Source organism: Lentzea sp. NPDC051838, assembly GCF_040681245.1.
In the GTDB taxonomy this organism is placed as follows: domain Bacteria; phylum Actinomycetota; class Actinomycetes; order Mycobacteriales; family Pseudonocardiaceae; genus Lentzea.
The window spans coordinates 82,570-103,814 of record NZ_JBFAYI010000028.1; the positions used below are offsets into that span (position 1 = coordinate 82,570).

At 67.9% G+C, this 21,245-nt stretch carries 27 protein-coding genes and 1 tRNA gene; 16 read left to right on the plus strand and 12 right to left on the minus strand.

Annotated features, from left to right (window positions below):
• Positions 1-8: 8 nt before the first annotated feature.
• From AB0M24_RS37960 to AB0M24_RS37970, 3 genes are read right to left on the minus strand one after another with little or no spacing between them, the layout of a single operon-like run.
• Entirely contained in the window at positions 9-611 is a 603-nt protein-coding gene (locus AB0M24_RS37960) for a hypothetical protein (protein ID WP_045311610.1), read from the minus strand.
• Between the two features lies 1 nt (position 612).
• On the minus strand, positions 613-1,068 hold the full coding sequence (locus AB0M24_RS37965; protein ID WP_363778318.1) for a RidA family protein: 456 nt from the start codon (positions 1,066-1,068) through the stop codon (positions 613-615).
• On the minus strand, positions 1,065-1,220 hold the full coding sequence (locus AB0M24_RS37970; RefSeq protein WP_156213051.1) for a DUF4177 domain-containing protein: 156 nt from the start codon (positions 1,218-1,220) through the stop codon (positions 1,065-1,067). The genes AB0M24_RS37965 and AB0M24_RS37970 overlap by 4 nt, the downstream gene beginning before the upstream one ends.
• A gap of 68 nt (positions 1,221-1,288) precedes the next feature.
• On the opposite strand from AB0M24_RS37970, the gene AB0M24_RS37975 reads away from it, so the two are divergent.
• Genes AB0M24_RS37975 through AB0M24_RS37985 form a run of 3 tightly spaced genes read left to right on the plus strand, consistent with a single transcriptional unit; the run spans position 1,289 to position 3,701 of the window.
• Complete coding sequence (locus AB0M24_RS37975; protein ID WP_363778319.1) at positions 1,289-1,540, plus strand: hypothetical protein; 252 nt, start codon at positions 1,289-1,291, stop codon at positions 1,538-1,540.
• 44 nt (positions 1,541-1,584) lie between these two features.
• Entirely contained in the window at positions 1,585-2,577 is a 993-nt protein-coding gene (locus tag AB0M24_RS37980; protein ID WP_363778320.1) for an ArsA-related P-loop ATPase, read from the plus strand.
• Positions 2,574-3,701, plus strand: a complete 1,128-nt coding sequence (locus tag AB0M24_RS37985) for an ArsA-related P-loop ATPase (protein ID WP_363778321.1) — start codon at positions 2,574-2,576, stop codon at positions 3,699-3,701. Before AB0M24_RS37980 ends, AB0M24_RS37985 begins: the two co-directional genes overlap by 4 nt.
• A gap of 3 nt (positions 3,702-3,704) precedes the next feature.
• Here the strand turns inward: AB0M24_RS37985 and AB0M24_RS37990 are convergent, their stop codons facing one another.
• Complete coding sequence (locus AB0M24_RS37990; protein ID WP_045311615.1) at positions 3,705-3,995, minus strand: WhiB family transcriptional regulator; 291 nt, start codon at positions 3,993-3,995, stop codon at positions 3,705-3,707.
• Between the two features lie 237 nt (positions 3,996-4,232).
• Between AB0M24_RS37990 and AB0M24_RS37995 the strand changes: the two genes are divergently transcribed.
• Positions 4,233-6,683 (plus strand): penicillin-binding protein, encoded by a 2,451-nt coding sequence (locus tag AB0M24_RS37995; RefSeq protein ID WP_363778322.1) that lies wholly within the window; start codon positions 4,233-4,235, stop codon positions 6,681-6,683.
• On the opposite strand, the gene AB0M24_RS38000 is transcribed toward AB0M24_RS37995, so the two are convergent.
• Complete coding sequence (locus tag AB0M24_RS38000; RefSeq protein ID WP_363778323.1) at positions 6,680-7,327, minus strand: GntR family transcriptional regulator; 648 nt, start codon at positions 7,325-7,327, stop codon at positions 6,680-6,682. The genes AB0M24_RS37995 and AB0M24_RS38000 overlap by 4 nt on opposite strands.
• A gap of 54 nt (positions 7,328-7,381) precedes the next feature.
• On the opposite strand from AB0M24_RS38000, the gene AB0M24_RS38005 reads away from it, so the two are divergent.
• Positions 7,382-8,089: a haloacid dehalogenase type II gene (locus tag AB0M24_RS38005; RefSeq protein ID WP_363778324.1), complete on the plus strand. Its 708-nt coding sequence runs from the start codon at positions 7,382-7,384 to the stop codon at positions 8,087-8,089.
• Positions 8,090-8,133: 44 nt separating this feature from the next.
• On the opposite strand, the gene AB0M24_RS38010 is transcribed toward AB0M24_RS38005, so the two are convergent.
• Positions 8,134-8,604 carry a GatB/YqeY domain-containing protein gene (locus tag AB0M24_RS38010; RefSeq protein WP_363778325.1) on the minus strand — a complete coding sequence of 157 codons (471 nt, stop codon included), beginning with the start codon at positions 8,602-8,604 and terminating at the stop codon, positions 8,134-8,136.
• Between the two features lie 68 nt (positions 8,605-8,672).
• Here AB0M24_RS38010 and AB0M24_RS38015 point away from each other — a divergent pair, with 68 nt between their 5' ends.
• From AB0M24_RS38015 to AB0M24_RS38035, 5 genes are all read left to right on the plus strand, one after another.
• Positions 8,673-9,626, plus strand: coding sequence for a metallophosphoesterase (locus AB0M24_RS38015; RefSeq protein WP_363778326.1), 954 nt, complete (start codon positions 8,673-8,675; stop codon positions 9,624-9,626).
• Between the two features lie 19 nt (positions 9,627-9,645).
• Positions 9,646-9,719, plus strand: a tRNA-Pro gene (locus AB0M24_RS38020).
• Positions 9,720-9,795: 76 nt separating this feature from the next.
• Positions 9,796-9,972 (plus strand): hypothetical protein, encoded by a 177-nt coding sequence (locus tag AB0M24_RS38025; protein WP_363778327.1) that lies wholly within the window; start codon positions 9,796-9,798, stop codon positions 9,970-9,972.
• A 281-nt stretch (positions 9,973-10,253) separates the two neighbouring features.
• Positions 10,254-10,481, plus strand: a complete 228-nt coding sequence (locus tag AB0M24_RS38030) for a hypothetical protein (RefSeq protein WP_363778328.1) — start codon at positions 10,254-10,256, stop codon at positions 10,479-10,481.
• Between the two features lie 10 nt (positions 10,482-10,491).
• Positions 10,492-10,785, plus strand: a complete 294-nt coding sequence (locus tag AB0M24_RS38035) for an antibiotic biosynthesis monooxygenase family protein (RefSeq protein WP_363778329.1) — start codon at positions 10,492-10,494, stop codon at positions 10,783-10,785.
• Here AB0M24_RS38035 and AB0M24_RS38040 read toward each other — a convergent pair.
• Positions 10,782-11,261 carry a GAF domain-containing protein gene (locus AB0M24_RS38040; protein WP_363778330.1) on the minus strand — a complete coding sequence of 160 codons (480 nt, stop codon included), beginning with the start codon at positions 11,259-11,261 and terminating at the stop codon, positions 10,782-10,784. The genes AB0M24_RS38035 and AB0M24_RS38040 overlap by 4 nt on opposite strands.
• A 152-nt stretch (positions 11,262-11,413) precedes the next feature.
• On the opposite strand from AB0M24_RS38040, the gene AB0M24_RS38045 reads away from it, so the two are divergent.
• On the plus strand, positions 11,414-12,166 hold the full coding sequence (locus AB0M24_RS38045; RefSeq protein ID WP_363778331.1) for a heparin lyase I family protein: 753 nt from the start codon (positions 11,414-11,416) through the stop codon (positions 12,164-12,166).
• Here AB0M24_RS38045 and AB0M24_RS38050 read toward each other — a convergent pair.
• Together AB0M24_RS38050 and AB0M24_RS38055 are read right to left on the minus strand one after the other, a co-directional pair.
• On the minus strand, positions 12,145-12,594 hold the full coding sequence (locus AB0M24_RS38050) for a DUF3291 domain-containing protein (RefSeq protein WP_363778332.1): 450 nt from the start codon (positions 12,592-12,594) through the stop codon (positions 12,145-12,147). The genes AB0M24_RS38045 and AB0M24_RS38050 overlap by 22 nt on opposite strands.
• The gene (locus AB0M24_RS38055) at positions 12,591-13,001 is read right to left on the minus strand and encodes a hypothetical protein (RefSeq protein WP_363778333.1); all 411 of its coding nucleotides are present in this window, start codon (positions 12,999-13,001) and stop codon (positions 12,591-12,593) included. The genes AB0M24_RS38050 and AB0M24_RS38055 overlap by 4 nt, the downstream gene beginning before the upstream one ends.
• An 87-nt stretch (positions 13,002-13,088) precedes the next feature.
• Here AB0M24_RS38055 and AB0M24_RS38060 point away from each other — a divergent pair, with 87 nt between their 5' ends.
• From AB0M24_RS38060 to AB0M24_RS38075, 4 genes are all read left to right on the plus strand, one after another.
• Positions 13,089-14,900 carry a prolyl oligopeptidase family serine peptidase gene (locus AB0M24_RS38060; RefSeq protein ID WP_363778334.1) on the plus strand — a complete coding sequence of 604 codons (1,812 nt, stop codon included), beginning with the start codon at positions 13,089-13,091 and terminating at the stop codon, positions 14,898-14,900.
• A 24-nt stretch (positions 14,901-14,924) separates the two neighbouring features.
• Positions 14,925-15,995, plus strand: coding sequence for a hypothetical protein (locus tag AB0M24_RS38065; protein ID WP_363778335.1), 1,071 nt, complete (start codon positions 14,925-14,927; stop codon positions 15,993-15,995).
• Positions 15,996-16,040: 45 nt separating this feature from the next.
• Positions 16,041-16,769 carry a trypsin-like serine protease gene (locus AB0M24_RS38070; protein ID WP_363778336.1) on the plus strand — a complete coding sequence of 243 codons (729 nt, stop codon included), beginning with the start codon at positions 16,041-16,043 and terminating at the stop codon, positions 16,767-16,769.
• Positions 16,770-16,846: 77 nt separating this feature from the next.
• Positions 16,847-17,665 carry a hypothetical protein gene (locus tag AB0M24_RS38075; RefSeq protein WP_363778337.1) on the plus strand — a complete coding sequence of 273 codons (819 nt, stop codon included), beginning with the start codon at positions 16,847-16,849 and terminating at the stop codon, positions 17,663-17,665.
• A gap of 69 nt (positions 17,666-17,734) precedes the next feature.
• Here AB0M24_RS38075 and AB0M24_RS38080 read toward each other — a convergent pair whose 3' ends face one another.
• Positions 17,735-18,961 carry a transposase family protein gene (locus AB0M24_RS38080; RefSeq protein ID WP_363778338.1) on the minus strand — a complete coding sequence of 409 codons (1,227 nt, stop codon included), beginning with the start codon at positions 18,959-18,961 and terminating at the stop codon, positions 17,735-17,737.
• Between the two features lie 279 nt (positions 18,962-19,240).
• Here AB0M24_RS38080 and AB0M24_RS38085 point away from each other — a divergent pair, with 279 nt between their 5' ends.
• Positions 19,241-20,137: a DUF4872 domain-containing protein gene (locus AB0M24_RS38085; protein ID WP_363778339.1), complete on the plus strand. Its 897-nt coding sequence runs from the start codon at positions 19,241-19,243 to the stop codon at positions 20,135-20,137.
• Between the two features lies 1 nt (position 20,138).
• On the opposite strand, the gene AB0M24_RS38090 is transcribed toward AB0M24_RS38085, so the two are convergent.
• A complete protein-coding gene (locus AB0M24_RS38090; protein ID WP_363778340.1) occupies positions 20,139-20,561 on the minus strand; it encodes an organic hydroperoxide resistance protein in 423 nt (140 codons plus the stop codon).
• A gap of 79 nt (positions 20,562-20,640) precedes the next feature.
• Entirely contained in the window at positions 20,641-21,216 is a 576-nt protein-coding gene (locus tag AB0M24_RS38095; RefSeq protein WP_363778341.1) for an NAD(P)H-dependent oxidoreductase, read from the minus strand.
• Positions 21,217-21,245: the final 29 nt, after the last annotated feature.

Sequence of the window (21,245 nt, forward strand, 5' to 3'; positions counted from 1 at the left end):
AACTCTCCTTAGCTGAGCACCAGGTGCTCCTCGGACTCGGCGCCGGCGCACACCAGCTCCGATGCCGCCAACGCCGCCCGGTGGTAGGGCGGAAGATCCAGACCGGACGGCACGACCTCGACACACGGGTCGTGCTCGCCCAACGCCCGCAGCACGCGCTGCAGCTCGCCGGTCAGCCGGGCGTGGCCGGTGGTGGCGGCTACCAGCAGGACGCGGTTGATCCCGGAGGGACCGATGCGCCAGCAGGAGCGAACCTCACCGACCCCGTGGCGGCCTCGCAGCGTGGCACCGAGCACGACGGTCGCGGAATCCCCCATCGGCACCCGATCAGGTGATTCCGGGGAAAAGGTGTAGTCGGTGGGTGGCAGTTCGTCCAGCCCTTTGACCGAACTGACAGCACCGGGTTCCGCCCCGTAGGGGACCAGCGCGTCCTGCAAAAGGCGCAGTTCATGATCAGTCAGAGGGATGCGTCCGTGCAGCAGAGTGCGCGGCAACGACCGCGCTAGCACCGCATACGCGTCCGAAGCCGCCCAGTCCCGGTACCGCCACAGCAGGTCGTCCGGAAGGCGTCCGGCGAGTCGCAGCAGCAGTTCGTGGCACGTGTCCGACATGTCACACCTCGACGATCAGTTCGATCTCCACCGGGGCGCCGATCGGCAGCTCGGCCACCCCCACAGCCGACCGGGCGTGCTTGCCCGCGTCACCGAAGATCTCCCCGAGCAGCTCCGAGGCGCCGTTGATGACACCCGGCTGTCCCGTGAAGCCCTCGGCGGAGGCTACGAAACCGACAACTTTCACGACACGCTTGATCGAGTCAATCCCCACGAGCGCGTGGACCGCCGCGAGAGCGTTGAGGATGCAGGTCGCGGAGTACTCCTTGGCCTCCTCCGGGGAGACCTCGGCGCCGACCTTGCCGGTGGCGGGCAGCTTGCCGTCGACGAACGGCAGCTGGCCGGACGTGAAGACCCAGGACCCGCTCTGCGTGGCGGGAACGTAGGCGGCGAGCGGGGCGGCGACGCCGGGCAGCTCGATGCCGAGCTCCTTCAGGCGGGTGCTCCAGGTGCTCATGCCTTCGCCCTCTTCAGGTACGCGACGTGCTGCTCACCGGTCGGGTTCGTCAGCACGGTGACCAGCTCCCAGCCGTCCTCGCCCCACTGGTCGAGGATCTGCTTCGTGGCGTGGATCAACAACGGCACGGTCGCGTACTCCCACTTCGTCATGCGCGGAGCCTAACTTGCCACCCGAACGACGCCTGCGCGGTTCTCGCACTTCGGGCTACCTTGATCACATGGAGACGTGGCGGATCATCGCCACCAGCCTGTTCGGGGTGGGCGGGCTGGTGATGGTGCTCGTCGCCATGGCGCAGGTGCGTGATCGCAAGCACAGCCACCACTCGGACGTCGTCAAAGCAGGGCTGATCGGGCTCGTGATCGTGGCGGTGATCACGCTCAGCATCGCGCTGTGGCTGCCGTCGGTCGTGGCGTGGGCGCTGGTCGCCGCAACCGCGATGGCCGTCTTCTTCCTCACCATGATGGATTGACCGACCAGTCCACCTTCGGGCGATTTCACACCTAGTCTGGACGTGTGACGTCGTGGACCGAGGAGCTGACCCGAGCCCGCCTGCACGTGGTCTCCGGCAAGGGCGGCACGGGGAAGACCACTGTCGCCGCCGCGCTCGCCCTGGCGCTCGCCACCGGTGGCCGCCGGGTGCTGTTGATCGAGGTCGAGGGCCGTCAGGGCATCGCCCAGCTCTTCGACCGCGCCCCGCTGCCGTACTCCGAGGAACGGATCGCGTCCGCTCCTGGCGGCGGTGAGATCCACGCGCTCGCGATCGACGCCGAGGCCGCGCTGCTGGAATACCTGGCGATGTTCTACAACCTCGGTTTCGCCGGACGGACGCTGCGCAAGATGGGCGCCATCGAGTTCGCCACCACGCTCGCCCCCGGACTCCGGGACGTCCTGCTGACCGGCAAGGTCAAGGAGTGCGTCAACCGCACCGGCAAGGACGGCCGCCACCTCTACGACGCCGTGGTGCTGGACGCGCCGCCGACCGGGCGCGTGGTCAAGTTCCTGGACGTCACGAAGGCCATGGCCGACCTCGCGAAGGTCGGGCCGATCAAGGGGCAGAGCGAGGGCGTGGTGCGGCTGCTGCACTCCGGCGACACGGCGGTGCACCTGGTGGCGCTGCTGGAGGAGATGCCGGTGCGCGAGACCCTGGACGCGGTCGCCGAGCTGGACGCGGCGGATCTGCGGCCGGGCGCGGTGCTGGTCAACCGGGTCCACCCGGCACGGCTGCCCGCCCGTTCCGTCCCGGTCGCCGCCGAGGGTCGAGTCGACTCGTCCCGCGTGCTCGCCGGGCTGAAGACGGCAGGACTGGAGCTCGACGAGTTCACGCTCGAAGGTTTGGTCGACGAGACCGTGGAGCACGCCATCCGGGTGCAGTCGCAACAGGAAGCCATGGAGCTGCTCCAGGAGTCCGACCTGCCGACCCTGGAGCTGCCGGAGCTGACGGACGGGGTGGACGTGGCCGCGCTGTACGAGCTGGCCGAGGTGCTGGTCGCGGCGGGTGTGCGGTGACCGAGAGGCTCGACTTCGACCCGCTGCTGGACGACCCGGCGACCCGAGTCCTGGTCTGCTGCGGTTCCGGTGGCGTCGGCAAGACGACGACGGCGGCGGCACTGGCGTTGCGGGCGGCTGAACGCGGCCGGCGCGTCGTCGTGCTGACCATCGACCCGGCCCGGCGGCTCGCGCAGTCTCTGGGCCTGCGCGAACTCGACAACCATCCGCGCGAGGTCGTCGTCGAGGGCTTCGAGCCCAAGGGCGAGCTGTTCGCGATGATGCTGGACATGCGTCGCACGTTCGACGACATGGTGCTGACCCACGCGGGCCGCGACCGGGCCGACCAGATCCTGTCGAACCCCTTCTACCAGACCATTTCCTCGTCGTTCTCCGGCACGCAGGAGTACATGGCGATGGAGAAGCTGGGCCAGCTGGTGGCGCAGGACGAGTGGGACCTGATCATCGTCGACACCCCGCCGTCGCGGTCGGCGCTCGACTTCCTGGACGCGCCGCAGCGACTCTCGACAGTGCTCGACGGCAAGTTCATCCGCATGCTCTCGGCACCCGCGCGCGCTTCCGGACGCGGCCTGCTCAAGATCGTCGGAACCGGTTTCAGCCTTTTCACACGTGCCGTGTCGACGATCGTCGGCGGCCAGCTGTTGCAGGACGCGTCAACTTTCGTTCAGGCGTTCGACAGCATGTTCGGAGGATTCCGCGAACGCGCTCAGCGCACGTACGAGCTGCTCCGCTCACCGGGCACCGGATTTGTCGTGGTGGCGGCGGCGGAACCGGACGCATTGCGCGAAGCGAGCTATTTCGTTGAACGGCTCAGCGCCGAGAACATGCCGTTGTGCGGGCTCGTCGCGAACAGGACGCATCCCGTCATCGCGACGGACCTGTCCGCGGCCAACGCCGTCGCCGCGGCGGACGAGCTCGACCGCTCCGGTGACGCGCCGCTGGCATCGGCAGTGCTCAGGCTGCATGCGGACCGGGTAGCAGTCGCCGATCGGGAAAGGCGACTGCTGGCCCGGTTCACACGTGCTCACCCCGGTGTGGCGCTGGTCGGCGTGCCCGCGTTGCCCGCGGACGTGCACGACCTGGACGGCCTCCGAGAGATAGGTCGGCGCCTGGCCGGGGAGTGAGCTTTAGCCCACCCTGGTGTCTTCGAGGTGCTCTTGACGTGCGTTGTCGAGCAGCTCGAACCACGAGTCGACGTCCGGACGGCGGCGCAGCAGAGCACGGCGTTCGCGCTCGGTCATGCCTCCCCAGACCCCGAACTCGATCTTGTTGTCCAGCGCTTCGGCCAGGCATTCCATGCGAACTGGGCAACCCAGGCACACGAGCTTCGCCTTGCGCTGCTCCGCACCTCGGACGAAGAGCTGATCCGGCTCCTCATCTCGGCACGAAGCGTTGATACGCCAATCCCCCTGGTTCATATCCCCCACTCCTCAGTGCTGTCCAAATGTGGAAATCCGCCACACCCCTGCCACGGATGCCGTAGCGTTCGAGCTACGGCTGCATTCCTTGGACGTTGACGGACTGTAGTGCCGTTCGGTTCCACGTCCAACCCTGGGCCACCGAGTTGTTACCTGTCTTGCGTATCTCTACTCATGCTGAGTAACGACCCTTACTGATCACCTTCACCCGTTCGTGTACGGCGTACGCTGACCCGCGTGCGAGTCAGGAATGGCGTGCTCAAGATGCTCGGCCTGTGCCTGCTGGCTGGGGTTCTCCTCGCCGGCATGCTGTTCCCGGTGGTGGGTGCGACAGGCCTCGTGTCGAACCGCGCCAGCGACACCGTGGACAGCATCTCCGCCGACCTCGTGACCACGGATCCCCCGTTGATCACCACGGTCACCGACAAGGACGGCGTACCGATCGCCTACCTGTTCGACCAGTACAGAGTCCTGACACCGCCCGAGAAGATCTCGCCGACCATGAAGGCGGCGCTGATCTCGGTGGAGGACCGCCGGTTCTACGAGCACCAGGGCGTGGACTGGAAGGGCACCATCCGGGCCGGCCTGACGAACCAGGTCAGCGGCTCCGTGTCGCAGGGTGCCTCCACACTGACGCAGCAGTACGTGAAGAACTACCTGGTTCACGTCGTCGCGCGGAACAACAAGCTGGAGCAGGCCAAGGCGCAGGAGCAGACCATCGCGCGCAAGATGCGCGAGGCCCGGATCTCCTTGCAGCTGGAGCGAAAGCTCGGCAAGGAGGAGATCCTCGCCCGGTACCTGAACGTCGTTCCATTCGGCTCGACGATTTACGGCATCGCGGCGGCGGCGCAGGCTTACTTCGGCACGACGCCCGACAAGTTGAACGTTCCTCAAGCCGCGATGCTCGCCGGAATGGTGAACAGTCCGTCAGCGCTCGACCCCGAAGCGTATCCGGACAAAGCGCTGGAGCGGCGCAACAAAGTGATCGACAGGATGGTCGAGAACGACAAGCTCTCGCGCGATGCCGGTGAAGCCGCGAAGAAGGAAGGACTGGGTCTGCAGAACCCCGTCCGCACGCCACCGAACGGTTGTGTCGGTGCCGGTCCGGAAAACGGTTTCTTCTGCTCGTACGTCGTGAACTACTTGCAGCGCGCGGGTTTCAGCGAGGAACAGCTGCGCACCGGCGGCTACACCATTCAGACCACTTTGGACAGAAGCGTCACCTCGACGGCGAAGGCCGCGGCCGAGGCGGGCGTGGCCAAGAACAACGACGGCATCGCGAACACGATGGCCGTCGTGAAGCCCGGCAAGGAACGCCACGAGGTGCTGGCGCTGGTCGCGAACCGCGACTACGGCCTGAAGGCCGACCAGAACCAGACGACGTTCGACCTGCCCAGCGGCGTGGAGAACAAGTTCGGCGCCGGATCGGTCTACAAGGTCTTCACGGCCGCCGCGGCGCTGGAGAAGGGTCTTGGCATCGACAACGTCATCCCGACGCCGACCCACCACGTCTCCAAGGTCTTCAAGGGTGGTGCGCAGCGCTGCCCGAGCACCGGTGAGCCCGGCACCCGCTGGTACTGCCTGTCGAACTTCGACGGCAGCTACCCGTCGTCGATGACGCTGCAGCAGGCACTCGCGACCTCGCCGAACACCGGCTTCGTGATCCTGGAGGAGCAGACCGGCATGGACGCGGTCGTCGACATGGCCTCGCGGCTCGGCATGCGCGAGACGATGGCGACGAACCTGCAGGGCACCAGGCCTGACCCGAAGGCCAAGGACAAGCAGAACCGCATCTCGCAGACCGAGTTCTACAAGCAGGGCGGCGGCAACGCGTCGTTCACGCTGTCGCCCGCGCCGGTGTCCACTCTGGAGCTCGCGAACGTGGCCGCGACCATCGTGAGCGGTGGCAAGTGGTGCCCGCCGACGCCGATCGCCAAGGTGCTGGACCGCAACCAGAAGGCGGTGCCGGTGAACGAGGCGCCGTGCGAGCAGGTCGTCGCCGAGGGCCTCGCGAACGGTCTCGCCGCCGGCATGAGCAAGGACGACCAGGGCAACGGCACCGCCGCGGCCGCCGCCCGTGCCGCCAAGTGGACCCGCCCGATGATCGCCAAGACGGGCACCACCGAGGAGTACAAGTCGGCGGCGTTCATCGGCGCGACCCCGGACTTCGCGGGCGCCGTGCAGGTGTACAACGACGGCACGGCACCGCGCCCGATCTGCCTGGCCGGCGCGGGTCAGCCGCGGTTGTGCGGTGGCGGCAACATCTTCGGCGGCACGATCCCGGCGAAGACGTGGTTCGACACGATGACGAAGGTGCACGGGTCGATCCCGGCCTCGAACCTGGCCCCGGTAGAGCCGCGCTACCTCAAGGGCGGCAGGGAGATCCAGGTTCCGGACGTCGTGGGGCGCCAGATCAACGACGCGACCGGGATCCTGGAGCGGGCCGGCTACAAGGTGAGCCAGCAGACGGTGAACTCGGAGCAGCCGAAGGGCACCGTGGTGAGCCAGACGCCGCGCGGCAACGCGTTGCGCGGCACGATCATCACGTTGTCGGTGAGCTCGGGGTACGTGCCGCCGCCGGTGGCGACCGAGCCGCCGAACAGCAACCCCAACGAGCCGCCTCGCAACCCCGGCAACCCGAACGAGCCGCCGCCGATCACGTTGCCGACCGACCCGGTTCCTCGTTAGAGCATGGCTTTGAGGCGCTGCACGCTGGCGTCGATGTGCTTTCGGATCTCGGCGACCGCCCTGTCGCGGTCGCCGAGCTCGATCGCGTCGAGGATGACGCGGTGCTCGGCGATGACCTCCTCCGGCTTCTCCTCCCTGGTGAGCACGGTGAGGTAGAAGCGCAGCTCCTTTGTCATCGCGGCGAAGAACTCGTCGAGCCGTGAGCTGTCGAGCAGCGCGACGATCTTCTGGTGGAAGACCAGGTCCCTGTCGACGATCTGGCTCGTGTCGCCGGTGTGCGCGGCTGTCTCCAGGTCTGTGAACGCTTTGGTGATCGCTTCGAGCTGTTCTGGACGTGGTTCGCGGGCCGCTGCGGCCGTTTCGAGGCGTTCGCGGGCGGTGTAGAGGGCCTCGACGGTCTCCGGTGTCGGGGCGATGACGACGGCGCCGCGGTTGACCTCGTAGCGCACGAGGCCGGTCAGCTCCAGGATCCGGACGGCCTCGCGGATGGTGTTGCGCGCGACCCCCAGCTCGGCCGCGATCGCGCTCTCCCTGAGCCTGTCACCAGGGCCGAAAGCGCCGGCCATGATCCGTTCGGAGAGGCCGTCGGCGAGCTGCTGAGCCGTGGTGGTGCGCCGGACTTCGAGGCCGTCGAGGGCTGACATGTGTCGAGTCTAACTCGCTTGCTCTACAGTTGAACTGTACTACAGTTTGTCGGCATGGACCTCACTCAGTTCAAGGCACTCAGCTTCGACTGCTACGGCACGCTCATCGACTGGGAGAGCGGGCTCGCCGCGGTTCTCTCGCCTTGGGCGCGTTCGGAGGGGCTCTCACTGACCGACGAGGAGCTGCTGCTCGCGTACAGCACTCATGAGGCGGAGGTGGAGGCATCGGCGCCGTTCCGGCTGTACCCGGAGGTGCTGGCCGAGGCGTTCCGGCGGACAGGTGCCGCGCTGGGGCGCTCAGTCAGCTCGGAGTGGGCGTCCCGGCTGGGTGCGTCCGTGCCGGACTGGCCCGCGTTCCCCGACTCGGCGGATGCGTTGGCGCGCTTGGCATCCCGCTACCAGTTGATCATTCTGTCCAATGTGCACCGCGCCGGGTTCGCGGGCAGCAACCTGCGGCTGCGCGGAGACTTCGCGGCGATCATCACCGCCGAGGACGTCGGCGCGTACAAGCCTGCTCCGGCCCACTTCCGGGCGTTGGACGCGAAGCTGGAAGAGCTCGGCGTGGAACGTTCCGGGCTGCTGCACGTGGCGCAGAGCCTGTTCCACGACCACGTTCCGGCACGTCGCGAGGGACTGCCGTCCGTGTGGATCAACCGCCGGCGGGACAAGCCGGGCTGGGGCGCGACGCCGCAGCCGTCCGGCGAGGTGGGCTACTCGCTCGAGTTCGGCTCGATGGGCGAGTTCGCCGACGCGGTGGTCTAGCCGCGGGTGCCGCAGCGGACGTGGGTCCGCTGCGGCAGTTCGTGCTAGTTCGCGAGCTTGGACTTCACCGCGGCGGCGACACGACCACCCTCGGCACGCCCCGCGACCTCGGCGTTGACGGCCTTCATGACCTGGCCCATCTGCTTCTGGCCCGGCGCCTCGCCGAGCTGCGCGGCGACGGCCTCGTACGCCTTGTCCACAATGGACGCCAGCTCGGCGTCGTCGAGCTGGGCGGGCAGGTAGGTCTCCAGCACGGCGAGCTCCTGGCGCTCCAGCTCGGCCTTCTCGGCCCGGCCGGCACCGTCGAAGGCCTCCGCGGCCTCCTTGCGCTTCTTCGCCTCGCGCGTGAGGACCTTCACGACCTCGTCGTCGGTGAGCTCACGGGCCTGCTTGCCCGAGACCTCCTCGTTCGTGACAGCCGTGAGCGCCATCCGCAGCGCACCAGCCGTGACCGTCTCCCGGGCCTTCATCGCCACAGTCAGGTCGTTCTGCAGCCGCGTCTTCAACTCCGCCATGGCGCAGAACGGTACCGCCCGCAGGATGCCGCGCCGATCGAGTTAACCGCCTTCCGTACCCTTGACACGTGAACAAGCTCGGCCGAGCCCTCCTCGCCACGACCGCTGTAGGCGCCGCGACCATCGCGTACGCGGCGGGAATCGAGAGAAGGCACTGGACGCTGCGCACAGCGACGGTGCCGGTCCTGTCGCCCGGCGCGCGCCCGATCCGTGTGCTGCACATCTCAGACCTGCACATGACGCCGAACCAGGTGTCGAAGCAGCGCTGGGTCGCCTCCCTGGCCGACCTGAACCCGGACTTCGTGGTCAACACGGGCGACAACCTCGCGCACAAGGACGCCGTACCGGGCGTGCTGCGAGCCCTCGGCCCGTTGCTCGACAAGCCGGGCGTGTTCGTCTTCGGCAGCAACGACTACTACGCCCCGCGCCTGAAGAACCCGGTGCGCTACCTGCTGCCGTCCGCCAAGACCAAGCGCATCCACGGCGTGACGCTGCCGTGGCGCGACCTCCGCGCGGGCATGATCGAGCGCGGCTGGCTGGACCTGACCCACGTGCGCCGCTCGATCGAGGTCGGTGGCCAGACGATCTTCGCCGCAGGCCTCGACGACCCGCACCTGAAGCGCGACCGCTACGCCGACATCGCCGGTGCCCCGGACGCCTCTGCCGCCCTTCGTCTCGGCGTCACACACTCCCCCGAACCGCGCGTGCTCGACCCGTTCGCCGCCGACGGCTACGACTTCGTGATGGCCGGCCACACCCACGGCGGCCAACTGCGCGTGCCTTTCTACGGCGCTCTCGTGACCAACTGCGAACTGGACCGCGGCCGCGCGCGCGGAGTCTCACGTTGGGGCTCGCACATGTGGATGAACGTCTCCGCCGGCATGGGCACTTCGCCGTACGCGCCAGTGCGCTTCTGCTGCCCTCCCGAGGCTTCCCTGCTGACCCTGGTGCCGCGGCCCGTTACGCCAGGTCAGGGCCGAAATGAGGGGGTCCGATTCGGAGCTGGGGCGGACATGATGTAGAGTTCTACTCGTTCCCAGCCGGGGTGTGGCGCAGCTTGGTAGCGCGCTTCGTTCGGGACGAAGAGGTCGCAGGTTCAAATCCTGTCACCCCGATTGAAAATGGGGCCGATTCCAATCTGTTTTGGAATCGGCCCCATTTTTTGTTTTCAATCAGCCTGAATGCCGCGCGATGCAGTCGACAAGTCCGCCGGGCAACCCGGCCGCGACCGCCGTGAAGATCGTCCAGGTCCAGATCTCCCCGGCGAGGGACCTCGAACGAGCCGCTTCCGCATCCGACGCGAGGCCAACTCCAGCCGCCAGCCCCACCACGCCGGACCCGCACGCGCCCTGGGTGCGGGTCGGCTGAATTCGGACAGGGTCGAATGGCTGCGGCCTTCACGCGAAAGGTCACTGCCGGTCGTTAATACCACCCGATCGTGTGGTCTGGCTCGACACGAGCGGCCCTAGAGGTCACCGTGTTGATATGACGGAGCGCCACCGTTCCGCACCAAACTATACGGAACGCGCACGTAGCGTTAACCCTTACGAGTGAAGGTTGACGGTTCAACTCACGTTCCGTAACGGGCGTCTTGATCCAAACGACGAACGCAGTGGTTCGGCACTCGTTGAAAAAGTCGGGAGATGTAGATGATGGACTCCGCCGCCGCCAAACCTGTCCATAGGTCGTGGATCGTCATTGCGGCCAAGTCCATTGTGGTGCTTCAGGCACTCGCGATCGTCTACCTGCTCACGTCCGCCTGGGTCGCTGCCGCGGTGGCCGCCGGGTTCGTTGTGGTGGTGGGCGCGGTCAAGGCCCTGTCGCGGGCCAACAAGCAGATGGACCAGATCTTCGAGGAAGAGCTCGGCCGCTCCTAAGTTCGGATGCATGCTGACCCGTGTGTCCGAAGCGCTCGTGAAGCCGGGGCGTGAGCAGGAGTTCGTCGAACGGGTGCGAGATCTCGTCCGGACGTTCCCGGAGACGTACGACGGCCTGATCGGCCACGAGGTCCTGGTCGACCTTCAAGAGCCGCAACGGGTTCAGTACGTGAGCCACTGGCGCGACGAGCAGGCGCTGCAGAACTACGCCGGGCCTGGGTGGCGCACCGACCCCGTGACCTTCCCCGACGAGGACGAGTACCTGCAGCAGCCGTTGACGCTGCGGCACTTCCGGGTCGTCTAGTTGAAGAAGCCCCGCGCGGGCAGGCCTTCCGGGAAGCGTTCCAGCGCCTCGCCGGCAACGCGGGCCAGCGATTCCAGCGTCTCGGTTTCCGCGGGCGTCGCGGTGTGCGGGACGGCCCAGTAGCAACCGATCGCGCCGAGTGGATCAGGGCGCAGGATCGGGGCCATGAGCAGGCTTCGCACAAATGTCGGGCGATACGCTTCTTGAGGAATCCTCGCGTCGAAGCGAATGTCCCTGATCGCGACGGTTTGGCGATTGATCATCGCCCAGCCGCTGATGCAGTTCACCGCGGGAAAGCGCTGCCCCTTCCACAGCGGGCTCATCGAGTCCTCGTCCGCGTAGTAGCAGAGGTCGCCGTCAAGCAGCACCAACGTGGCGCCGTGGGCTGCCAGCGAGGAACGGGCCGTGGTGCGGACGATCCGTTGCACTTCCTCCAACGTGGCTGCCCCGGCGAGGCGTTCCATCGTTTCGGACATGTATGAACATTAACTCCCGATGGGCGTGCAACCTAGATATTCCGGGGCGCGGCGAAACCTGGTGCGATCAATTGATCGCCGATAGTGTGCTGACCACGCCGCAGACATCCGATCTATGCCTTCGCCGCGGGCTTTGTACCGAAGGAGATCTGATGCGCGCACACTGGGCGCTCACCGCAACGATCATTGCCGCTTTGCTCACCCCGAGCCAGGCACACGCCGCGAACGTCTTGTGGGAAGCCGATCCCGCGAAGGGACCGGCGGCCGTGTTCGACGGGCTGGAACAGGATCCGGGCAGCATCACCGTCGCCAACGACGCGAAGTACGGCGCGTCGATCAAGTACGAGACCTGGGACTGGAGCAACGGCAAGGAGCGCTGCGAGAGCCGGGGCATGCGCAAGAACGGCTCGCCCTACCGGATCGGCTCGGCGGACGTCGGCAAGACCTTCTACTTCGGCTGGCGGGCGAAGTGGGACGTCAACCCCAACGGCGGCCACTGGATCGCGGTCTACCAGCTGCACATCTCCGGGTCGAGCGGGTCGCAGCCCAAGTCGGGGCCGTTCGTGCTGCGGACGCTCGGCGACGGCAAGCTCCACTTCCAGCTCACCGCGCCGAGCGGCGGCACCAAGCACATCTGGACCGTGCCGTTCCCGACCGGCCAGTGGAACGACTGGGTGATCGGCTTCAAGCTCAGCCGCGGCAACGACGGCTGGGTCGAGCTGTACCGCAACGGGGTGCAGCAGACGTTCGACAACGGCCAGAAACGCTACGCCGGCGCGACGCTGTGGGGCACGCACGTCAACACCAAGTGGGGTGTCTACCGGTCGGGTCCCAACAGCGGGCGCGCCACGGCCTGGCTCAACAGCGCCAAGCTCGGCACCAGCTACGCGGACGTCGCGCCGTAGGTCTGCTTCAGCGTGAACACATGAGACGACGGGCCGTGCGAACGCAGGTGCACCAACCGTTCCTCGGCTTCGGCGACTGACGGCCGGTGCCCAGCAGGCACCCACCACAACGCCGTCATCGCCTCGGCCGGGTGGTGGAACCACTGGCGCCGGCCACGCAACACAGCCCGGTGGGCGTCGCCGTAGACGAAGTCCAGCAACGTCTCCGGCGACTCCCACACGGACATGTTCACGATCAGCCAGTCGTCGTCGAAGACCCGGATCGCGGTCGCGTCGCCCGCTTCGCTCTGCAACCGCCAGCGGAAGCCCGATGCGGCGTCCGCGACCGCGTTCACCTCGTCGAGGGCGTCGACGAACTCCTTGAGCAGCGGGCTGTCCAGCGGTGCCAGCAGCCGCGAGATGTTGACCTGGGCGAGTTCGAACGTCATCGGCGGTTCGCTGCCTTCCAGTGCTTCACCCGCGGCCCGAACGTGAGGACGAAGGCGACCACGCACAACACCGCGATCACCGCGACCAGGACCCCTGGGACGGTCGGGAAGCCCTCCCGCAGCACCGAGCGCTGCAGCGCGTTGCCGAACTGGAGGAACGTGAGGCCGCTCGCGAGCCGCGACGTCGTCACCTCGGGGGCGTTCTGGCGGTACAGCCCCAGCACCGCGAACACGTTGATCAGCCCGAGAAACGCGATGTAGCTGCCGTACCAGGCACCCCAGAGCACGCTGTCCTCGGAGATCGAGCGGCCCACGGCGGTGACCGCGGCGAGAGCGCAGCTCGCGACGGCGAGGAACCAGTGCAGCAGGGCCGCCGTCATGAGACGCGGCGGCATCTGGAGAGACATCGGAGGTGGGTGCAGCTGTGCACCCCACTGCGGTGGTTGTGTCATTTCGAATCCCCCTAGAACCGGCTCTGACTCTAGTGTTGAGACGTGACAACGCACCCCGCTCCGAACGTTCCGGACCAGCTTTTCGACGATCCGGCCGCCGAGACCCGGTGGCGCGAGCGGTTCACCGCTCCCCGGATGAGCCTGCCGGGCTGGGCTGACGACGCACCGGACCGCACGCTGTACGTCTCCAACGCGAGTGGCGTCTGGGAGATCTACGCCTGGGACCGCGCGAAGGACGAGCACCGCAAAGTCACGGACCGCCCGAACGGCACGTCGCACGCCACGCTGAACCCGGACGGCTCCGAGATCTGGTGGTTCGACGACCACGACGGCGACGAGTTCGGTGTCTGGGTGCGCGAACCGTTCGACGCCGACGGCAGCAAGGCCGAGCCCGCTCTTCGTGACGTCCACGCCGGCTACCCCGCCGGGCTCGAGCTCGGCCGGGACGTCGTCGCCGTGGCCGCGTCGACCGATGACGGCACCACGGTGTGGTTGTCGCGCAACGGCACCTCCGAGGTCATCTACCAGCACGTCAACGACGCCGGCGTGACCGCGCTGTCGAAGGACGAGTCGCTGGTCGTGATCGCGCACTCCGAGCACGGCGACAACCGGCACATGGCCCTGCGTGCTCTGAACGCCTCGGATGGCTCGGTCGTGGCCGAGAAGTGGGACGGCAAGGGCCTCGGGCTGGACGCGATCTCGTTCAGCCCGGTGCGCGGCGACCAGCGGCTGCTCGTGCTGCACGAGCGCCGCGGCCGCGAGGAGCTGCTGGTCTGGGACGTCGCCACGGACACCGAGACCGAGATCGTCCTCGACCTGCCGGGTGAGGTCGCCGCGGACTGGTACCCGGACGCCTCCGCGTTGCTGATCGTGCACACCCACCACGCGCGCAACACCGTGCACCGCTACGACCTCACGACCGGCGAACTGTCCACTCTGGACACCGCACCGGGTGTGGTCGGCTCCGCGGGCGTGCGTCCGGACGGCACCGTCGAGTACTCGTGGTCGTCCGCCGAGAGGTCCACGGTGATCCGCGCGCTGGCGACCGACGGCACCGAGAGCGTGCTGGTCGAGCCGGTCGGCGCCGTTCCCGCGACGTCCGCGCCGTTGCAGGACGTCTTCGTCGGCGAGGTGCACGCGCTCGTCTCGAAGCCCGACGGCGAGGGCCCGTTCCCGACCGTCTTCCTGATCCACGGCGGCCCGCACTCGTCGGACGAGGACCGCTTCTCCGCCTACCGCGCGGTGTGGCTGGACGCCGGGTTCGCCACCGTGCACGTGAACTACCGCGGCTCCAGCGGCTACGGCTCGAAGTGGCGCGACGCGATCGAGGGCAGGCCGGGCCTCACCGAGCTCGAGGACATCGCCGCCGTCCACGACTGGGCGGTCGAGTCCGGGCTCACCGAACCGTCGAAGTCCGTGCTCAGCGGCGCGAGCTGGGGAGGCTATCTGACGCTGCTCGGCATCGGTGTGCAGCCGGAACGCTGGGCTGTCGGCGTCGCGGGTGTCCCGGTGGCCGACTACTTCGCGGCGTACGAGGACGAGATGGAGCCGCTGCGCGCGTTCGACCGGGCGTTGTTCGGCGGTTCGCCGGAGGAGCTGCCCGAGCTCTACGAGGAGTGCTCGCCGCTCACCTACATCGACCAGGTGACCGCGCCGGTGCTGGTGCTCGCGGGTGAGAACGACCCGCGCTGCCCGATTCGCCAGATCGACAATTACCTCGACGCTCTCGCGGCTCGTGATCACACTTACGAGATGTACCGCTACGACGCGGGACACGGCTCGCTGGTCGTCGCCGAGACGATGCGGCAGACGGCGGCCGAGGTGGACTTCGCGCGGAGGCATCTGGCGAAGTAGAGGGCAGCTGGGGGGCGGCCGGAGTTGGACGACAACCTGACGTGGATCGGGCGAGCGCTGTTCAGTGCAGCGCTCGCCTGCGTCTTGTTCGTCGCGGTCGGGGTGGCCGTCATGTGGGTCGTGGTCGACGCGACGGTCTACCAGCCGGACGACCACGACGACTGGGCCCTGCGGGGCGAGTTGGCCGCCGACGAGGCGCTGCTCGACCGGGCCGAGCAGGTGTGGCGCGACACGGGTGTCCCGGTCGGTGACGTGGAGCCGGTCTACGCCGGCCGGTCGTCGTCGCTGCCGGTGAACGTCGTGCTGGTGGCCCTGGCCGGCGAGACCGCGGACGAGCGGCCGGTGGTGGCTTTCGTGACCAGCCCCGCGACGACCGGCACACCGAGCAGCGATCAGTTGTTCGTGCGCGCGCTGAGCTTCCCGGACCCGGAACCGATGGCCATCGGCTTCATCGCCAACCGCCAGGACCCCGCCGACGCGCCGATCCCGGACGGGGGCAGCCTGGCGTTCGCGCTGGCCGCGCCTGGACTGCCCTCGATGTTGTTCGGCGGCGGATCGTCCGGGGAGATCATCTGGCGGATCCTGCCGCGCGGGGAAGGGGCGTGGAACCGCACGATCACCACGTACACCGACGAGGACTCCGACGGGCGGCCGACGTGGCCCGGCGCCGGGGTACGCGACACGGCGATGACCGCGGCGCCGGTGTCCAGCGAGGGCGACACGATCACCGCCCGGTATCCGAAGCCGGCGGTCGGGGACCTGATCGTCAACTGGCACGTGCTGGTGGGTGTGGTCGTGGACGACTCCGGTCGGGTCGACATCTCCCCCATCACCCAGCCGGGCAAGGGCACGGTGCGCATCGGATCCGCAGACGTCCCCGGTGTGCTCAAAACCCGGCCGAACGGCACTCTGACCTTCACGCCGACCGGGCCCGCCGAGCTGAAGAGCGGTGATCCGGTCGACTTCACCACGTCGTCCGGCGTCGTGGTCAGGCTCGGCTGGCTGACCGAGAACTTCAAGGGCGAGTGGGATGTCGGGCGAGGGATCCGGCTACCGCTGCGCGACGAGGACGCCGTGGCGATCAGCCCGCGGTGAGCGGAGTCAGGGAAACGTCACCGGGGTGTCCATAAAGTCGCGAGCATGAGGAAAGCTCACTGGGGAGCGGCGTTCGCGCTGGTGGCGTTGATGCTGCCGGTGCACGCCGCGGAAGCCGCCACGCCGCAGAGCAAGGTCGCCACACCGCGGGCCGAGGTCGGGTCGTTGTCCGACGGCGGCGACCCGACCGACCACCACTGCTCGGGCAGCGTCGTCGGCAGCCCGCGCGGCAACGTGATCGCGACGGCGGCGCACTGCGTCTACGGCAAGAGCAAGGTGTACTTCACGCCCGGCTACCACGACGGGCAGGCGCCGTACGGGACGTGGCAGTCGGCGGCGATCTACGTCGACCCCGGCTACGCGACGAACCACGACAACAACGCCGGGTCGCCGTACGACTTCGCGTTCGTGGTTCTGCAGCCGCGCAACGGGAAGAACATCGCCGAGGTCACCGGGTCGTTCAACCTGAAGATCGACGCGACGCTGCCCGCAGACATGACGGTGTACGGGTATCCGTCCGCGAAGGACAAGCCGTACCTGTGCGACAGCACGGCGAACAAGGACGGGCAGTACTGGGAAACGTTGCAGTGCCTCGGGATTCCGGGCGGGTTCAGCGGCGGGCCGTGGGTGCTGCGCGGCACGAAGGACCTGATCGGTGTCATCGGCGGCAAGGGGCAGAACCTGCCGGCGACCGACCCGCGCAACTACAGCGTCCGCTTCGACAGCCGCGTGAAAGCGTTGTACGACAAGGCGGTCGCGGCACGAAGGACCTGATCGGCGTCATCGGCGGCAAAGGGCAGAACCTGCCAGCCACCGACCCGCGCAACTACAGCGTCCGCTTCGACAGCCGCGTGAAAGCGTTGTACGACAAGGCGGTCGCGGCACCGGTCCCGCCCGGCAACGGCAATCTCGGCTACCCGCTCGGCGGCGCCGGGACGTGGAAGCACGCGCAGCTGATCACCTCGGGCAGGTTCACCGGCAGCACGCAGCCGGACATGATCGTGCGGTGGAGCGACGGCGAGGTGACGCTCTACCAGGGCGGCTCGACCAACGACCCGCAGAAGCCGTTCGCCGGTGAGACGCGACTGGCAGCGGCGGGCAGCATCTGGACGCACGCCAAGGGCATCGCGACCGTCAACAACGGGCTCGTCGTCACGTGGGACGACGGAGAGGTCACCTACTACGGGTCGGTGAACGAGAGCGGCTTCCACAACGAGGTCCAGCTCGCCGCGCCCAACGCCCTGTGGAAGGACCACGCCTCCTACATCGCCGGCCTCGGCGGCGACCTCGTCGTGGTGTGGAACGACGGTGAGACCACGCTGTACCAAGGCATCGCCGCGAACAAGCTGGGCTCGGAACGTCAGCTCGCCGCACCCAAGAGCATCTGGACGCACGCCCAGACGATCTCCGGAGGCAATTGGACCGGCTCCAACACGCCGGATCTGCTGGTCCGGTGGAGTGACGGCGAGTTCACGATCTACAGCGACGTCGCGACCGCGAGCCTCGGCCAGGAGCACCAGGTCCAGGCGCCGAACGACCTCTGGAAGCACGCCACGGTCACGGCCGGGCGCGGCAACGGCATCGTCGTGCGGTGGAGCGACGGCGAGCTGAGCTACTACCCGGACGTCGACGGCAAGTTGCACCGCGAAATTCAGCTCGTCGCGCCCTGACGCCGGGGACGCGCTGGCCTTGATCGCGAGTTGTCCACAGGCTGCCGATTCACTGCCCATTGCCTCACGTCAAGATGCCCGCGTAGGTGGCTTCGTTGCCTCATGGGAAATGCCCGTGACGGACAGGCCTCGGTAGGGCTTGACTGGGAAGTATCTCCTGGTCACTTCAGTGGCGAGGGCGTCGGTGAGGGCGTGGATCTCGCGGCGGATGGCGGCGGGGTTGAGGGTCAGGTAGTGGCCGTGCAGGCGTGATTTGTCGTAGATGTCGACGGTCGGGTCGGCGCAGGCTCGCTGGAACGGGGTCTGCGCCGTGTCGTGGTGCCTGATCAGTTTCGGGCCGTCGCGAACCGCGCTGATCAACTTCTGTTGTGGTGTGAAGAAGTTGATCTGCTCGTTGAGCAGGGCGTAGATCCCGTTGAGCAGATCGACCTGCAGGTCGCCGCTGTAGCGGTGGTAGCCCACGGCCTGGCGCACGACCGACCAGTTCTTCTGCTCGACGTGGGCGCCGTCGTTCTTGTTGCCCGGCCTGGACCGGGTGAAGGTGATCTCCTGCTCGGCGCAGTAAGCGAACAGGTGGGCGTTGATGAACTCACCGCCGTTGTCGGAGTCGATCCCCAGCACCGGGAACGGGAACGTCGCGGCGATCTCACGGATCGCCGCGACGACGTGCACGCGGGCTTTGTTGCGCACCGCCCGCACCACGGTCCAGCCGGTGGCGATGTCGGTGACGGTCAGGGTGCAGGCGAACTCGCCGCACGGGTTGCCGCCCTCGTGGCCGACCAGGTCGACCTCCACGAACCCCGGCCGGGCGTCGTCCCACTCACGCCAGGTCCGGATCGGGATCTGGGACTTGAGCAGGCTGCCCGGCTTGGTCAACCGCCGGCCTTTCGTCTTCCACCGGGCCCGCTCCGCGGCCAGCCGGCGGTCGATGGTCGCGGCGGACATCCGCACCAGCCGGTAGCGGACCTCGTCGGGCAGGTCGAGCTCACCGCAGGCGATCAGCCGGTCGACGATCTCGGGCAGGAACGGCGCCAGGCGTTTCCCGGCCGGGGCGTCCAGGATCGCCCACACCTTCCGCAACGCGGCCAACTCCGCCTCACCGTAGTACGGGTCACGCGGTTTCCGCTGCCGCACAACGGCTCCCGGCCGGTAAGCCTGCCGCAGTGCTGTGCGGGCGTGATCACGATGCCACCCGGTCAACGCGCACAGCTCGGTCAGCATCACCGCCTTCTGAGCCCGGCCCGCGGCGTGATAGCGGCGGGCGAGCTGACCGGTCACCACCTTGCGCTCACCCATGCTCAACCCCATCGCCAACGATGCGCCGACATGGCTTCGCGGGCACTTCCTCATGAGGCAACGAAGCCGCTACGCGGGCATTTTCTGTGAGTCAACGCGACTGACCTGCGGTTATCGGGGGTCGGGTAGCCTGTGGACAACGCGGGAACCAAAACCGGAGTTCGCGCGTTGCGCCAGGAGGAAGCGCGCGGGGGGCGGTGGGTGCGGCTGCTCGGCCACCGTGACACACCACGGGGCCGGTGTCGGAAACGCCGGGTTCCGTGCGCGCGATAGCCAGCTGTGACCGAGCACGAAAACGCCCGCCCGGCAGGCCCCGCGCGAGGCGCAGGCCCCGGCCAGATGCACGACTCGTGGCTGCTGCGGGAGCTCCTCGACGACGAGTGGTCGGAGGCGATGCTGGCCGGACTAGCCGGCGGCATCGGGTTCATGTACTTCGTGTTCGAGTACAAGGGCCACCCGCCGACCATGACGATCATCGCCCGCCACCACCCGGCGCCGCCGTTCATCCAGGCCGCGCTCACCCACGCCGGCATCGCGCACGACGTCACGACCACGACGTCGAAGAAGAAAGCCGAGCAGCAGCTCAGGAACGCCGAGGGGCCGGTGATCTGCATGCTCGGCCAGTACAAGCACCCGGTCGGCGTGCTCGGCGTCGACGGCGACACGGTCACGATGCTCAACCAGGGCACCACGCACGAGCCGATCGACGAGTTCATGCTGCGGTGGGGCAACGGCAAGCACGAGATGATCAGCATCGGCGAACGCACCGGTGAGCCGGACGTCGCCAAAGCGGTCAAGATGACCTGCGAGCACCTCACCGGACCGGTGCTGGGCAACAACTTCGACGTGAACTTCGGCTTCTCCGGCATGCGCAAGCTCGCGGAACAGTTGCGAGACAAGGGGAAGAAGGGCTGGACGCAGCGCTGGGCCGACGACCCCGGCTTCGTGAAACAGCGCCTGCACGACTGCCTCGAGGTCGAGTACACGGGGCCAGGAGCCACCCGCCCGCTCTACGCCGACTTCCTCGACGAGGTGAATCTCCCCGGCGCACAGGAGTTCCGCGCGAGCGGGAAGCTCTGGTCGGAGATCGCCCAAGGCGGCGACTACGACGAACTGGCCCGGAAAGTGGACGAGGCCCGCTCCATCGAGGAACGGGCCATCCGTCAGCTGATGTAGCTCAGACCGCGACGGTCAGCGCCACGTCGATGTTGCCGCGCGTGGCGTTGGAGTACGGGCACACCTGGTGCGCCTGCTCGACGAGCTTCTCCGCGACGGCCTGCTCGAAGCCGGGGATCGTCACCGCGAGCGCGACGGTCAGCTGGAAGCCGCCAGCGCCGTTCGGGCCGATGCCGACCTTGGCGGTCACCTCGGAGGAGGGGAGCTGGATCTTCCCGGCGCGCGCGACCGCCGCCAGGGCGGAGTTGAAGCACGCCGCGTAGCCGGCTGCGAAGAGCTGCTCGGGGTTGGTCGCGTCGCCGCCGGGGCCGCCCATCTCCTTCGGCACCGAGAGAACCTCGTCGATCACGCCGTCGGAGGAGCGCACCTCGCCGTTGCGTCCCTCGCCGTAAGCAGTCGCCTCGGCCGTGTACAGCGTGTTCATTCCGCTCTCCCTTGAGTCAGTGGTTTTGTTACTCACTGGTACCAACGGATCGCACACGACTTATCTGCCCGATCGTGAGTCAGTTCACGTCGAGATGAGACGCCTGGCGCATCGCGAACTCCACGACCTGGCGGCCGATGACGCGCAGATTCCGGTCCACGTCGACGTCTGAGCAGGCACCATCGCCGTCGAACTTGACCTGCGCGGAGTTGATCGCGGCACCCAGCGGCGTCGGCCAGCCGCGCAGCGCGTGCACGATCGAGCGCACCGCGGACAACGTGTTCACCGCCGCCTGCCAGCCGTACGCGGCGGTGATGGTGCCAACCGCGCGGCCGTCCAGGTACGGGCGCTCGTCGTCACGAAGATCCTCGATGTAGTCGAGGGCGTTCTTGACCAGACCGGACACGGTGCCGTGGTAGCCGGGCGACACGAGGATCACGCCGTCCGCCTTGCGCAGGTCCTCCACCATCCGCAGGGCGACGTCGGTGCGTTCCGGCACGGACGGGTCGTAGAACGGAAGCACCAGCTCAGGCCCGCTGTACTGGATCGTCTCCGCACCGAGTTCGCGAGCACCCTCCAGAGCCACGCGCAGCGCCCGCTCGGACTGCGAGTCGGACCTGATCGAGCCCCCGATGCCCACCACCGTCACCGTCATGACATCGATCCTTCCACCTCCAGATACCT